The 12,980-nt window shown below is 65.1% G+C and carries 13 protein-coding genes; 3 read left to right on the forward strand and 10 right to left on the reverse strand.

Features of this window, described 5'->3' with window-relative positions; translation table 11 throughout:
• Positions 1 to 66: 66 nt before the first annotated feature.
• The 5 genes from VOM14_RS07785 to corA all read right to left on the reverse strand — a co-directional run bounded on the left by VOM14_RS07785 (position 67) and on the right by corA (position 6,541).
• Entirely contained in the window at positions 67 to 1,107 is a 1,041-nt protein-coding gene (locus VOM14_RS07785; protein WP_327628159.1) for a LacI family DNA-binding transcriptional regulator, read from the reverse strand.
• A gap of 190 nt (positions 1,108 to 1,297) precedes the next feature.
• Positions 1,298 to 2,353, reverse strand: a complete 1,056-nt coding sequence (locus tag VOM14_RS07790) for an ABC transporter permease (RefSeq protein ID WP_327628160.1) — start codon at positions 2,351 to 2,353, stop codon at positions 1,298 to 1,300.
• Positions 2,350 to 3,945 carry a sugar ABC transporter ATP-binding protein gene (locus VOM14_RS07795; RefSeq protein WP_327628585.1) on the reverse strand — a complete coding sequence of 532 codons (1,596 nt, stop codon included), beginning with the start codon at positions 3,943 to 3,945 and terminating at the stop codon, positions 2,350 to 2,352. Before VOM14_RS07795 ends, VOM14_RS07790 begins: the two co-directional genes overlap by 4 nt.
• Positions 3,946 to 4,287: 342 nt before the next feature.
• Entirely contained in the window at positions 4,288 to 5,250 is a 963-nt protein-coding gene (locus VOM14_RS07800) for a sugar ABC transporter substrate-binding protein (protein ID WP_327628161.1), read from the reverse strand.
• 313 nt (positions 5,251 to 5,563) lie between these two features.
• Positions 5,564 to 6,541, reverse strand: a complete 978-nt coding sequence (gene corA, locus VOM14_RS07805) for a magnesium/cobalt transporter CorA (protein WP_327628162.1) — start codon at positions 6,539 to 6,541, stop codon at positions 5,564 to 5,566.
• A 355-nt stretch (positions 6,542 to 6,896) separates the two neighbouring features.
• On the opposite strand from corA, the gene VOM14_RS07810 reads away from it, so the two are divergent.
• Positions 6,897 to 7,517, forward strand: coding sequence for an AAA family ATPase (locus VOM14_RS07810; protein ID WP_327628163.1), 621 nt, complete (start codon positions 6,897 to 6,899; stop codon positions 7,515 to 7,517).
• 72 nt (positions 7,518 to 7,589) lie between these two features.
• Here the strand turns inward: VOM14_RS07810 and VOM14_RS07815 are convergent, their stop codons facing one another.
• The 3 genes from VOM14_RS07815 to VOM14_RS07825 all read right to left on the reverse strand — a co-directional run bounded on the left by VOM14_RS07815 (position 7,590) and on the right by VOM14_RS07825 (position 10,361).
• Positions 7,590 to 8,696 (reverse strand): saccharopine dehydrogenase family protein, encoded by a 1,107-nt coding sequence (locus VOM14_RS07815; protein ID WP_327628164.1) that lies wholly within the window; start codon positions 8,694 to 8,696, stop codon positions 7,590 to 7,592.
• A 256-nt stretch (positions 8,697 to 8,952) separates the two neighbouring features.
• Complete coding sequence (locus tag VOM14_RS07820) at positions 8,953 to 9,411, reverse strand: Lrp/AsnC family transcriptional regulator (RefSeq protein ID WP_013588181.1); 459 nt, start codon at positions 9,409 to 9,411, stop codon at positions 8,953 to 8,955.
• A 65-nt stretch (positions 9,412 to 9,476) separates the two neighbouring features.
• Positions 9,477 to 10,361 carry a LysR family transcriptional regulator gene (locus VOM14_RS07825; protein WP_327628165.1) on the reverse strand — a complete coding sequence of 295 codons (885 nt, stop codon included), beginning with the start codon at positions 10,359 to 10,361 and terminating at the stop codon, positions 9,477 to 9,479.
• Between the two features lie 195 nt (positions 10,362 to 10,556).
• On the opposite strand from VOM14_RS07825, the gene VOM14_RS07830 reads away from it, so the two are divergent.
• Both VOM14_RS07830 and VOM14_RS07835 read left to right on the forward strand, forming a co-directional pair.
• Entirely contained in the window at positions 10,557 to 11,069 is a 513-nt protein-coding gene (locus VOM14_RS07830) for a Spy/CpxP family protein refolding chaperone (protein ID WP_327628166.1), read from the forward strand.
• Positions 11,070 to 11,258: 189 nt separating this feature from the next.
• The gene (locus VOM14_RS07835) at positions 11,259 to 11,696 is read left to right on the forward strand and encodes a PGDYG domain-containing protein (RefSeq protein WP_327628167.1); all 438 of its coding nucleotides are present in this window, start codon (positions 11,259 to 11,261) and stop codon (positions 11,694 to 11,696) included.
• A gap of 21 nt (positions 11,697 to 11,717) precedes the next feature.
• Here VOM14_RS07835 and VOM14_RS07840 read toward each other — a convergent pair whose 3' ends face one another.
• Together VOM14_RS07840 and VOM14_RS07845 are read right to left on the reverse strand one after the other, a co-directional pair.
• On the reverse strand, positions 11,718 to 12,083 hold the full coding sequence (locus tag VOM14_RS07840) for a DUF3022 domain-containing protein (protein WP_327628168.1): 366 nt from the start codon (positions 12,081 to 12,083) through the stop codon (positions 11,718 to 11,720).
• Between the two features lie 75 nt (positions 12,084 to 12,158).
• Positions 12,159 to 12,980, reverse strand: a complete 822-nt coding sequence (locus VOM14_RS07845; protein ID WP_327628169.1) for a YhfC family intramembrane metalloprotease — start codon at positions 12,978 to 12,980, stop codon at positions 12,159 to 12,161.

Genomic DNA, 12,980 nt, shown 5'->3' on the forward strand with positions numbered 1-12,980 from the left:
TCTGGTGCAGAAGTTCGGGCCAATCACGCGCGGCGCCGGCCGCTCAGCCCGCGGCCGCGCTCGAACTCACGCCGCCCGATTGCGTTTGCCCGCGCCGGCCCACGTCGAGGTGGATTCGCGCACGATCAGCCGCGGCGACACCACGCGGCGCCGGCCGACGGGCCGCGCGCTCGCCGACGACTTGCCCGCGATCCGCTCGATCAGCGTCTGCGCGGCCATGTCGCCGAGCGCGCGCACCGACTGCCCGACCGTCGAGAGCGCCGGATAGGTGAAGCGGCCCAGCTCGATGTCGTCGAAACCGATGATCGAGCAGTCGCGCGGCACGCTGATATTGCGCTCCGCCGCAGCGCGCAACGCGCCGATGCCCATCATGTCGTTGCAGGCGAAAATCGCCGACGGCTTGATCGTGTCGAACAGTTGCCCCGCCGCCCGATGGCCGCCGGTGCCCGAAAAATCGCTCTGCACGATCGCATCCGGCAAAATCTCGATGCCGCGCTCGGCCATCGCGCGGATAAAGCCGTGCACCCGCATTGCGCTGACCGCCGTATCCACGGGCCCGGTGATGCAGCCGATCCGCACGTGCCCGAGTTCGAGCAGATGACGCGTGGCGAGATACGCGCCCTTTTCGTGATCGATCTGCACGAGGTCCGCATTCACGCCTTCGATATTCCGGTCGACGATCACGAGCGGCTCGCGCGCGTCGGCGAGCGTCTGCGCGAGCACCGCGTCGTCGCCGGCGGACGCGACGATCAGTCCGTCGATGCGCTTTTCCTGCAGCACGCGAAGGTAGTTGCGCTGCTTCGCCGGGTCGTCGTCGGAATTGCAGAAGAACACGCAGTAGCCGTTGCGGGCGCAACCGTCCTCGATCCCGCGCGCGAGTTCCGCGAAGTACGGGTTGGTGCTGTTCGGCACCACGAGCCCGATGGTCGCGGTGGCGCGCGCCTTCAGCGAGCGGGCCACCGCCGACGGCACATAATGAAGCTGGCGAATGGCGTGCTCGACCTTCGCGCGCACGTCGGCCGACACCGGCCGCGAGTTGTTCACCACATGCGAAACCGTGGTGAAGGACACGCCCGCCACGGCTGCCACATCCTTGATCGTCGCCATAACCTCTTGCTCTCCTGCCCGTTTTTCCCGCCGGTCCTGCTGTTCGCCGACCCGCGGACGTCTTCATCGAAGACAGACCACACTCATGAATTCTTACGCTTTACCGCAAACCACGCTTCAACCGCTTTTGACACGCTAATCTGACGACACACCGCACGCGCACCGCTCGCTCATCACATGCACACACATGTCAGACGCGCTTGCGGCGGCTGCGATACGTATCCAGCACGACCGCCACCACGATCACGGCGCCGGTGATCATCCGCTTGGTCGGCTCGTTCGCGCCGATCTGCGCGAGCCCGGCCGCCAGCACCGAAATGATCAACACGCCGAAAAACGTGCTGATGACCGAACCGCGCCCGCCCATCAGACTCGTGCCGCCGATCACCACCGCCGCGATCACCTGCAGCTCAAGGCCGACACCCGCGTTCGGATCGGCCGCCTCCAGACGCGAAATCTGGAACAGCGACGCGAGGCCCGCGAGCGCGCCCATCAGCGCGAACACGATCACCTTGTACGGCCGCGGGTTGACGCCCGCGAGCCGCACCGCTTCTTCGTTCGTCCCGATGCCGACCAGATAGCGGCCGAACACCGTGCGCGTCAGCACGAGTTGCGCGATCACCATCACCGCCACGGCGATCAGGAAAGCCGGCGAAATGCCGACCGCGATCGGGTTCGACAGGAAATCGAACGCGTCGCCGATATAGGCGGTGCGCGAATTCGTCATCTGATACGCGAGGCCGCGCGCCGCTTCCAGCACGCCGAGCGACACGATGAACGACGGAATCCGCCAGCCCACCGTGACCGCGCCGGTGATCGTGCCGGTCAGCGCCGCCGCCGCGACGCCCAGCAGCGCGGACGGCAGCGGACCCCAGCCCCACTTCAGCGCGGCCACGCTCACCACCGAAGCGCCCAGCGCCAGCACCGACCCGACCGACAGATCGATCCCGGCGATGATCAGCACAAACGTCATGCCGACTGACATCACCACCAGATCCGGGATCTGATTGGCGATCGTGCTGAACGTGTCATACGTCAGAAAGTGCGAACTCAGCAGTGAGAACAGCACGATCATGGCCAGCAACGCGCCCGCGAGACCGAGGTAGTTCGAAAAGCCGAGCCGCGTGCCCGCCGGCTTGCCGCTTGCGAGCGGTGCCGACGGATCGGACGGCGGCACGGCGTTCCCGTTCACGGCGCCCGAACCCGGCTTCGCGCCCGACGCTTCGCGCAACGATTGATCTGTCATGACAGACTCCCTGCTTCATCGGCATCGAGGGTGTGCAAGAGCGCTTCGCGGCTGCGATAGCCGGCGAAAGCGGCGGCCAGCAATGCATCTTGCGACCACGTGTTGCGCTCGAACACACCGCTCAGACTTCCCGCGGACATCACGCCGATCCGGTCGCAGATCAGCATCAGTTCGCGCAGGTCGCTCGACACCACGACGAGCGCCCGGCCTTCACGAGCCAGCGCGCCCATCAAGCCATAAATATCGAACTTCGCGCCGACGTCGATGCCGCGCGTGGGTTCGTCGAACAGCAGCACGCGGCAATCGCGCGCGAGCCAGCGGCCGATCACGACCTTCTGCTGATTGCCGCCCGACAGTTCGCCGACAATCTGCGCCGGCCCCGAGCTGCGAATCCGCATCGCGGCGATCTGCTTTTTCGCGAGCGCGTTCTCGCGCTTCGCGTCGACCACGCCGTGCCGCGCCACGCCGCCGAGATTGCCGAGCGACACGTTGGCCGCGATCGGCTGCGGCAGCAGCAGGCCCTCGCCTTTACGGTCTTCGGTGATGAGCGCGATGCCGGCGCGCACCGCGTCCGACGGCGTATCGATCCGTACCTGCGTGGGCGGCGCGCCCGGCGTGGCGGCCAGCGCCACCGTGCCGCCGTCCTTCTGATCGGCGCCGTAAATCAGCCGCATCAACTCCGTGCGGCCCGCGCCGATCAGGCCGCTGATGCCGAAAATCTCGCCCGCGCGCACCTCGAACGACACCTCGCGCACGACCTTGCCGCGCGCGAGCCGATCCACCTTCAGAAGCGGCGCACCGATCTTGCGCTCGCCCAGATCGATCTGCTCGCCGAGTTCGCGGCCCACCATCCACGTGACGATTTCGTCGCTCGTGAGGTTGGCCATCGCGTCGACGTGCACGAGGCGTCCGTCGCGCAGCACGGCGATCTGCCCGGCGACCCGCGCCAGCTCCTCGAGCCGGTGCGAGATGTACACGAGCGCGACGCCGCGCGCCTTCAGCCGCCCGATCTGCTCGAACAGCAGGTCGACTTCGCGCGCGGTCAGCATCGCGGTCGGTTCGTCGAGGATCAGCACGCGGCAGTCGTCGATCAGATTGCGCGCGATCTCCACCATCTGCTGATGACCGATGCCCAGCTCGCCCACCAGCGTGTCCGGATCGATCGCGTCGAGCCCGACCTGCGCCATCGCATGACGCGCGTCCTCGCGCAGCTTGCGGCGGTCGATCCAGCCGAAGCTGAACGCGCCCGCGCGCGGCAGGCGGTTCAGAAACAGGTTCTCGGCCACCGACAAGGTAGGCAGCAGGTTCAGCTCCTGCATCACCATGCGCACGCCGAGCGCCTCGGCTTCTGTCCGGCTCGCCGGCGCATACGGCTCGCCGCCGAGCCGCATGGTGCCGGTGGTCGGATCGACGAGGCCGCCGATAATCTTGGACAGCGTGCTCTTGCCCGCGCCGTTCTCGCCGGTGAGCGCCAATACCTCGCCGGCGCGCAGCGACAACGACACGTCGGCGAGCACCGGTTCGGCGTAGGTCTTGCCGATGCCGCTAACGGACAGAACGGCTGGCAAGGCGTCGTGGTCGGTTGAGTCCATCGCGATCCTGTTGCGCGGTACCGCGCGGTCCCGTTCGAGCGATTCGTACGAGGCCGCGCCGGACACCGCGTGGTCAATGCCGGCCCAATGCGCGGAATGCGCAGGCTCCACGACCGCGCCCCCTCCCGCCGCCCGGCCACCGTCATGACGCTTACCTCTGGAATTAACGGCGGCCCGGCAGGTTTCTTGAGCGATTATTGAGCGTTCGTTGAACAGGCGGCGCGAGTTCGCGGTTTTTGCGCGGCATGGGCGTCTGCCTCGAGCCCCGCGCCGGCGCTTATCCGCGCTAATCCGCGCTTGCCGGTTAGCCAGTTAGCCGGCGGCCTTCACGTCGTCACGCTTTTACTTCGTCACCAGATCGCACGGCGTTTCCACCACGCCCGACAACTGCGACTGCTTCTTGTGCTCGCTCAGGGCTTTCAACGCGGTGTCGATGCCGAACACGGCCTGCTTGGCGGCGTACTGGTCGGCGGTGGCGAGCACGCGGCCGTCCTTCAGCATTGGCTTGATGGCGTTGATGTTGTCGTAGCCGACCACGTACACCTTGCCCTGCTTGCCCGCCGCGCGCACCGCCGAGACCGCGCCGATCGCCATGTTGTCGTTGCCGGCGAGCAGCGCCTTCAGGTTCGGGTACTCGTTGAGCATGGCCGAGGCCACCGCGTTGCCCTTGTCGATTTCCCATTCTCCCGACTGCACCGACACGACTTTGGCGCCGACGCTCTGCATCGCGTCCTTGAAGCCCGCGGTGCGCTGCTGCGCGTTGGTCGTGGTCGAGACGCCCTCGAGAATGCCGACCTCGTCGCCCGATTTCAGCTTCTTCGCGAGGTAATCGCCAACCTTTTGCGCGCCCTTGCGGTTATCCGGGCCGACGAAAGGCACGTTCAGGTCCTTCGACTTGAGCACGTCCGGGTCGAGCCGGTTGTCGATATTCACGACGATGATGCCCGCGTCCACCGCCTTCTTGACGACCGGCACGAGCGCCTTCGAATCGGCCGGAGCCAGCACGATCGCGTCCACCTTCGACACGATCATCTGCTCGACGATGCGGATCTGGTTCGCCGTGTCGGTCTCGTCCTTGATCCCGTTCGTGATGAGATCGAACTGCGACGCGTTGTGCTTCTGGTAGTCCTTCGCGCCGTTTTCCATGGTGAGGAAAAATTCGTTGGCGAGCGACTTCATGACCAGCGCGACTTTCGGCTTATGAGCGGGGGCGGTTTGAGCCTGGACGGCGGAAACCGGCAGGACGGCGGTCACGGTGGCGAGGACGGCAGCTGTCACGATGCGGCGGCGAATGCGATTGCTCATGCCTATCTCCTTGGTTTGTCTGGCTTCGCGGAAGCCGTATTTTTTGTTGCCCGCAAACGTTTGCGGGACTCATTCTCGGCGCAGCCTGAGCGAAATGTCAACGATTCGCGGTGTTGCACTGCACCGGCGCGCACAAAGTGCCGCGCGGCGCGAGCGTTTCGACAGGCAGCGTATGACAACGCATCCTCGCTTGGGTCCGTGCGTAGCGGAAGTGCCGCCGGCTGCAAGGTCAGCGGCCGGCGGGCCGCCCATGCTGGCCCTTTATTGCGCGACATGCAAGGGCAAGTGCGGCGAGGAGCGTCGGGAGAGGCGATCAGAGCCAGCCGGCTTTGCGAAAACGCCAGAACAGAACAAGATCGACGGTCAGCATGATGCCGAGGCACACCGGATAGCCGAACTGGAAATGCAGCTCGGGAATGTTCTGAAAATTCATCCCGTAGATGCCGGCGATCATGGTCGGCACCGCGAACAGCGCCGCGAACGAACCGAGCCGCTTCGTCACTTCGTTTTCCGCGAGCGAGATCATGCCGAGATTCACCTGCACTGCGGTGACAATGATGTCGCGCCGGCCGTCGATAATGCGCACGATCCGGTCCAGGTGATCGTAGACATCGCGAAAGTAAGCTTGCATGCCTTCGCAGACACTGGGAATGCGCCCGCCCGTCAGCTTGCTGATCGCTTCCTGCAACGGCGCGATGTGATGTTGCAACGTGACGAGACGCCGCTTCAGCCAATACAGATCCTGAATGATCGCGCGCGACGCAGTGGAATTGTTGCGCTCGAAAATGCGGTCTTCGATCGCCTCGATCTCGGTATTCAACGCCTCGACGATCGGGAAATAGCGATCCACGATATCGTCGGCGAGCGCATACAGCACGAAGGCCGCGCCCGCCTTGAGCAACTGGGGCTCGCGCTCGCAACGCGCCCGCACGTTCTGAAAGCCGGCGCGCGTGCCGCGCCGCACCGACAGCACATAGTTCGCTCCAACGAATACGTCCACTTCGCCGATCAGCAGTTCGCCGTCCTCGTCCATTTCGACCGTGTGCATCACGGCGAAGAGCGACTCGCCGTATTCCTCGATTTTCGGGCGCTGGTGGCCGTTCAGCGCGTCTTCGATGGCAAGGTCATGCAGGCCGAATTCGTGCTTCATCACCTCGAGTTCGGCGGGCGCGGGGTCTTTCAGCGCGACCCACACAAAGCACTCGGGCCGCGCCACGTAGTCGCTGATACTGTCGATGTCGATGTCTGCGAGCTTCCGGCCGTCCTGATAGGCGGCGCAATTGATCAGCATGTTGTGTACCTTGAAAGCGGAGCAAAGCGGGCCCCGTCGGCATACGCTGCGCAAAGCCGCTTTGCATGAATGGAGAGGCGATAGCCGCCATGTTAAGGGCTGTTGGCGAGGGCCATGTATCGAATTGTTAAGCCTCGCGCGGGCGCTCACGGGTTGCGCTTCGTGATCGTCGCCGTCGAACGAGGCCTCGCGATGGTTTGCGATCCTCACCTTTGCGCCCGGATGCGCAGCGCTTGCATGCCCTCGCGTTCTTCTTCATGATCGATGGAAGAAGCGGCAATACGGAGACTTTCATGCGCTATTTCAACTGGCTGGCCGGCGTCGGCCCGGCGGCTCGAATGGAGGACACTTCCTCATGAGCCGTCTGGTTTTTATTTGCGGTCACGCGGGCACCGGCAAGACCACGCTCGCGAAAAAACTGATCGGCCCGCTCATGAAAGCGGCAGCCGAGCATTTCTGCCTGCTCGACAAGGACACGCTCTACGGCGGCTACAGCGCGGCCGCAATGGGCATGCTGACCGGTGACCCGAACGATCGCGACAGCCCGCTCTTTCTTCAGCATCTGCGCGAGCCCGAGTATCGCGGCCTGCTCGACACCGCGCGCGAGAACCTCGAACTCGGCGTGAGCGCGCTCGTGGTCGGGCCGCTTTCGCGGGAAATCCGTGAACGGCGGCTATTCGATCGCGCGTGGCTCGGTATCGCCGATGATGTGACCGTGCGAGTCGTGTGGGTTCATGTTTCGGAAGATGTCGCGCGTCAGCGGATCGTGGCGCGCGCCAATCCGAACGACGCCTACAAGCTCGCGCATTGGGACGAGTATCGTCAGCGGCGCTTCGCGCCGGGCGGCGCGCTGTGCGACGACCTGCTGATGTTCGACAACACCGCGCCGGGCGCGGCGGATCACGACGCGCTGCTCGCGCGCATCCTCAGCGAGCGGCAGGCCGCATGCGGGATGATGCCGCCACTGCCTGTCTAGCGGCCGCGCCCAGGCGGTAAACGAAAAAACGCCCTGCATGCAGGGCGTTTTCGATTGCAACGACGCCGTTTCTCAAACCGTCGCCGCGCTTTTCATTGACTGCAACGTCTGCCCTTCGTACAACTGGCCGAAACGATTCGCGAGGAACTCGCGCAGCGGCACCTGCTCCTGACGCACGAAGCCGCGTTGCGGCAGCTTGCCTTCGCGGAACAGATCCAGCACCGCGCACATCGCGCCCGCCGTGGTGATCTGAATCGCGCTCATCGGTACGCCGCACACCGTCTTCGCAAAGATCTTGCGGGTGAACACTTCCTGCACCAGTTGCCCGTCGCGCATGCCGCTCACGGTGATGAACACCAGCACGACGTCTTGCGCGGTGGACGGCACCGAACGGCGCATGATGCTCTTGAGCGTGTCGCGGTCGGTGGAAAGACGCAGGTCTTCGAGCAGGAATTGCATCAGATTGCGGTGGCCCGGATAGCGCACCGACTTGTAATCGAGCGACTCGACGCGGCCTGACAGCGTTTCGCACAGCGTGCCGAGACCACCGGACGTGTTGAAGGCTTCGTACTCGATGCCGTCGAGCGAAAAATGTTCGAGGCCTTCGAGCGGCTGCACCCACTGCGTGCGGTTCTCGCGAATCGCTTCGCAAGGCTGGCAATATTCGTTGATGAGACCGTCCACGCTCCACGTCAGGTTGTACTTCAGCGCATTGGTCGGGAATTCGGGCAGCGCGCCGACGCGCATTTTCACGTCGCGGATTTCCGTGAAGCGGTTCGCCAGCTCGTGCGCCGCGATGCCGATGAAGCCCGGCGCGAGGCCGCACTGCGGCATGAACGCGTGGTCGGCTTCGTCGGCGATCGCGCGGATCGCGTGCGTGGCGCGCACGTCCTCGGTCAGATCGAAGTAATGCACACCCGCGCCTTTCGCGGCGGCCGCCACGTTCACGGCGAGGTAATACGGCAGCGCGTTGACGAGCGCGTCGAAGCCCTGAATCGCGGCGCGCAGCGCGGCGGCATCGGCGGAATCCACACGGCGGGTCGCGATGCCCTGCGCCGCGAGCTTGTCGAGCGCGTGCTGATCGCGGTCGAACGCGACGACCTCGTAGTCGCCGGTTTCACGCAGCATATGGGCGATGGTGTGACCAATCAGACCTGCGCCAACGATGGCTACTTTCATGCGCTTTCTCCTTTGTTATTCGTCCGCTGTCTCCAGCTTGAAGTGCGCCGCGGTGTTGGATGCGGCGCCCGGCGGGCTGAACCCTTGAACGACAGTGTAGGGAGAAGCGAGAACGGTTCATACGCGCAAAATGCTGCGCAATGACCACGAGTTTCGACACTTCGACGAGCGCGGCAGACAAAACGTCGAAAGCGCGTAAAAACCGGGTAAAAACGGCGCGGTGGTCGGGCCGCGACGGGCCGCGACTGCCCGCGAGTCACACCATGCCGCGGTCGATCTTGCGCGCGAGAATGATCGAGGTCGTGGTCCGCTCCACGCCTTCCATTCCGCCGATCTGATCGAGCAGATCGTTCAGACGATCAGGCGAATCCGCGCGCAGCCACGCGACGTAATCGAACTCGCCGCTCACCGCGCACAGCAGTTGCACCTCGGGCATCTTGCCGAGGCGCTTCTGCACCGCCGGGCCGTGCTTCGGCGCGATGATGATGCCCACGTACGCATAAATGCTCGAATCGAGCACGTCCTGGCCGAGCCGCACGCTGTAGCCCGCAATCACGTTGCTGCGTTCGAGCCGCGCGATTCTCGCGATCACGGTGGTGCGCGCCACGTCGAGCTGGCGCGCGAGATTGGCGACGCTCTCGCGCGCGTTGGCCTGAAGCAGCGCCACGAGGTTGCGGTCGAGGTCGTCGAGTTGGTCGAGGCGCGGAGGTCTCATCGAAAGAAAAAAGGTGGTCGCGATGGAGCGGATTATCGCGCGTCTTCAGTGTTCGGCGGCGGCTGTCATGCGCCAAGGCGCTCGATCACGAAGTCGATGAAGCTAGTCAGCTTGCGCGTGGCGCGCCGGTCGCGCGGATAGACGAGATGCACCGGCGCGCCTTCGGGCAAATGCTCTTCCAGCACCGAAACGAGTTCGCCGCTCGCGATTTCGCGCGCGAGCAGCGCCTCCGGTTGCAGCACGAGACCGAAGCCGCGCAGCGCCGCCACCTTCAGCGCCTGGCCGTTGTTCGCGCGAAATCGCCCGGCGCGCAGCTGATTTTCCGCGGCGCTTTCGCCTCCCAGACGCCACGTGCCTTCGCGGCCCCAATGCAGAAAGCCGAGGCATTCGTGCTGCGCGAGATCGGCGGGAGTCCGCGGAATGCCGGCCCGCGCGAGATACGCCGGCGACGCGCAGGCGCGCATGCGATATGGCTTCAATGGCCGCGCGACAAAACTCGAATCGGGCAGATGGCCGATGCGCACGGCGGCGTCGAAGCCCTCTTCCACGAGATCGACCATGCGGTTCGACAGATCGAGTTCGAGCGTGACGTCCGGCCACGCGGTGAGATAGTCGGTGATGGCCGGCGAAAACACCTCGACGCCGTAGGTGAGCGGCACCGTCACCTTCAGCACGCCGCGCGGCGCGGCGGCCATGGCTTCGGCGAGCGACTCGGCGCCCTTCACGTCGGCGAGAATGCGCCTGCACTGCTCGTAATATTGCCGGCCGATCTCGGTCAGACTTTGACGGCGCGTGGTGCGCGTGAGGAGCCGCGTGCCGAGCCGCGATTCGAGCGAGCGGATGTGCTTGCCGACCATCGCCGACGAAATGTCGAAGCGCTCGGCCGCCGCCGTCAGGCTGCCCGCCTCGACCACCGCCACGAAAACCTCCATGCTGACGAATTTGTCCACCCGCTATTTCCTGTTCGTTTCGGTTGTAAGCGTTTGTCGCACAAGGGCCGCCTTGTCCGCATAACGTGATACTAATAGCGCCGACGGCCCTGTTGGGCGACCCGCGCCGTCGCGCGACCGCGCATTTTCGCGCGACGCCGGGCGGGCCGCTCGCCACACGCCTTGTCCCTATTCCAACAGACATCAGGAGTTTCGATGAAAAAAGCACTGGTCATGCTGGCCTCCGCAGTCGCCATGAGCGGCGCCTTCGCACAAGCTTCCGCGCCAGTTGCGGCGTCTTCGGGCACGGCGGCTTCCGCGCCGGTCGCCAAGGGCGGCCACGAGCGCAATGTCGAAGACCGCATCGCCTATCTTCATTCGCAACTGAAAATCACGTCGGCGCAGGAGCCGCAGTGGAAGGCGTTCGCCGACGTCATGCGCAACAACGGTCAGACCATGGGCGAACTGTTCAAGGAGCGCCGCGCCGCCGCGAACGTGTCCGCACTCGACGACATGAAGCAGTACGCCAACATCGCGCAGGCGCACGCGGACGGCATGAAGAAGCTGGTCGACGCGTTCGATCCGCTCTACAACAGCTTCTCGCCGGAACAGAAGAAGCTCGCCGATACGACCTTCCATCAGCCGGGCGGCGCGAACAGCCGCCATGGTCACCATGGCAAGGGCAAGGCTGCGCCGGCTCCGGCCAGCGACGCGACGGTCAAGCCGTAAGCGCTGGAACAGCGGCAAAAGCCGTCAAGGGTTCATTGCTGGACCCATCACGCGGCGCGCTGCGATGCTCTCGCACCGCGCCGCGCATCACAAAAACAACGCACCTCGATATGCGTCTGGCATGATGCGGGTCCGCGAACGGGGCGCCAGCTCCCGACGCCGCCGTCAATATCACTTTTGCACCGCTTCATGAACGATCTGAAAAATCTCGACCTGAGCCACGATGCCGCCGCGCGCCGCGTCATCAAAGACGAAACGGTCAATGTCGAATTCGCCGCCGCGCGAGGCGAGCTGATGAGCCTCGAAGGCCCGAACCGCTATCTGCCCGGCGACGCGCTGATCACCGGATCGACAGGCGACCGCTGGGTCGTTTCGCGCGAACGTTTCGACGCCAAATATCTTCCCGCCGACGCCGCGCTCACGCACGGCCAACCGGGCGCTTATCGCAATCGCCCGGCCGTCGTGCTTGCGAAACAGATGAACGAAGCGTTCTCGCTCGCGCGCTCGGCCAGTGGCGGCGACGTGCTGCGCGGCATGGCCGGCGACTGGATCATGCAATACGCGCCCGGCGATTACGGTGTCGTGCAGGCCGCCCGTTTCGCCAAGGTCTACCGTCTCGCCGACTAGTTTCGCCGACTAAAAACGCCGTCAGGCGAACTCGTCGCCGAGGTCCACGGTGACTTCGCGCGGCACCGCTTCGCCGTTCGCATACTGCTCTTCGAGCGAGCCGATGCTCGCTTCGACATACGCGCGCAGCACCGCGAAGCTGCGGCCGCGCAGCCGCGCGGGCAACGCGCGGTATCGCGCGAGCGCCGGCGGCGCAATCTCCACCGTCATCACGATGCGGCGCGCCGCGGCGCCGAAACGCATCGCGACCCAGTGAATCGCGAGCGTCGGCGTGCCGTCTTCGGCTGCGCGCTGGATGAACTGCGTCTGCTCGGGAAAAAGATCGCTGATCACTCGCGCCAATTCCTCGAACTCGGGATTCGCGCAGTCGTATTGGTAAGCTTCCATGGATGTGCCGAAAGAAATAGGCCAGCAGTCGAGGCCGCCGATTGTAAACAAACGCAACGGCGCAGCGCGACTGCGCTAACGAGGCAACTTCGTCATGCGCTCCGAGGCGGGTCGTCTGAACGCTCTGACCAGCAGCGCGACGACGGCGACCGCGCCGAGCGCATAGAGGGCGTCGACGGTCATGAGCGGCACGAGCTGCGCCTGGAACAGCGCGGCGGGCACGTCCACGAGCGCATGCAGCACAATGGCGAGCGGCAGGATGCCGCGCCAGCCGGCTCGCAGGCCGCGCCACATCAACACCGACAAGCCGATCTGGAACACCAGCGCGGCCACGCGTTCGAGCGCGAAAATGCCGGCCGTTTGCGGGCTCAGGCTCGCGAGTATCAGATGGATGCGCATCACGGATTCGCCCGGCAGATTGCTCAGATAGCCGTCGAGCTGACCGCGATTCTCGAACACCGCGAAGAGAATCCACTGAATCTGCACGAGCACGCCGACAAGCCATGCTTCAGCGCCGCCATGGCCGAGGCCGTAGGTGAGCGCAGTGCTGTCATGCGTCGCCGGCGCCGCGCGGGCCGCCGCGCGTTTCATCAGCAGCCGCATGCCGACGAAACGCCCCACTTCCTCGCAGATGCCCGCGGCGAGCGCGCCATACACCACGAACGCAAGCGGATGCGACAGGAAAGCGGCCGTCGCTTCGTTCCGATGCAGCACGTAGTCGTTCAGCGCCCGCTCGATCACCATCGCGAACAAGGCGAACACGGCGATGCCCGCGATTGCGTCGCGCGGCCTGAGCGCGAGCGGCGAGCGCAGGCGGCGGTAGATCAGAAACGGCAAAGCGGCGACGAACAGCGTCGCGAGAACGAGGCTCGACAGGGTAAGCGGTGCAACGACCAT

The organism is Paraburkholderia sp. MPAMCS5, from assembly GCF_036016995.1.
Taxonomy (GTDB): domain Bacteria; phylum Pseudomonadota; class Gammaproteobacteria; order Burkholderiales; family Burkholderiaceae; genus Paraburkholderia.

Bases quoted from the DNA above. Each gene is read 5' to 3' on its own strand.
- corA (WP_327628162.1), bottom strand. From the start codon at position 6,541: ATGCTGATCAATTGCGCCGCCTATCAGGACGGCCGGAAGCTCGCAGAC.
- VOM14_RS07845 (WP_327628169.1), bottom strand. From the start codon at position 12,980: ATGGTCGTTGCACCGCTTACCCTGTCGAGCCTCGTTCTCGCGACGCTG.
- VOM14_RS07815 (WP_327628164.1), bottom strand. From the start codon at position 8,696: ATGAAAGTAGCCATCGTTGGCGCAGGTCTGATTGGTCACACCATCGCC.
- VOM14_RS07810 (WP_327628163.1), top strand. From the start codon at position 6,897: ATGAGCCGTCTGGTTTTTATTTGCGGTCACGCGGGCACCGGCAAGACC.
- VOM14_RS07830 (WP_327628166.1), top strand. From the start codon at position 10,557: ATGAAAAAAGCACTGGTCATGCTGGCCTCCGCAGTCGCCATGAGCGGC.
- VOM14_RS07835 (WP_327628167.1), top strand. From the start codon at position 11,259: ATGAACGATCTGAAAAATCTCGACCTGAGCCACGATGCCGCCGCGCGC.
- VOM14_RS07800 (WP_327628161.1), bottom strand. From the start codon at position 5,250: ATGAGCAATCGCATTCGCCGCCGCATCGTGACAGCTGCCGTCCTCGCC.
- VOM14_RS07820 (WP_013588181.1), bottom strand. From the start codon at position 9,411: ATGAGACCTCCGCGCCTCGACCAACTCGACGACCTCGACCGCAACCTC.
- VOM14_RS07785 (WP_327628159.1), bottom strand. From the start codon at position 1,107: ATGGCGACGATCAAGGATGTGGCAGCCGTGGCGGGCGTGTCCTTCACC.
- VOM14_RS07795 (WP_327628585.1), bottom strand. From the start codon at position 3,945: ATGGACTCAACCGACCACGACGCCTTGCCAGCCGTTCTGTCCGTTAGC.
- VOM14_RS07840 (WP_327628168.1), bottom strand. From the start codon at position 12,083: ATGGAAGCTTACCAATACGACTGCGCGAATCCCGAGTTCGAGGAATTG.
- VOM14_RS07790 (WP_327628160.1), bottom strand. From the start codon at position 2,353: ATGACAGATCAATCGTTGCGCGAAGCGTCGGGCGCGAAGCCGGGTTCG.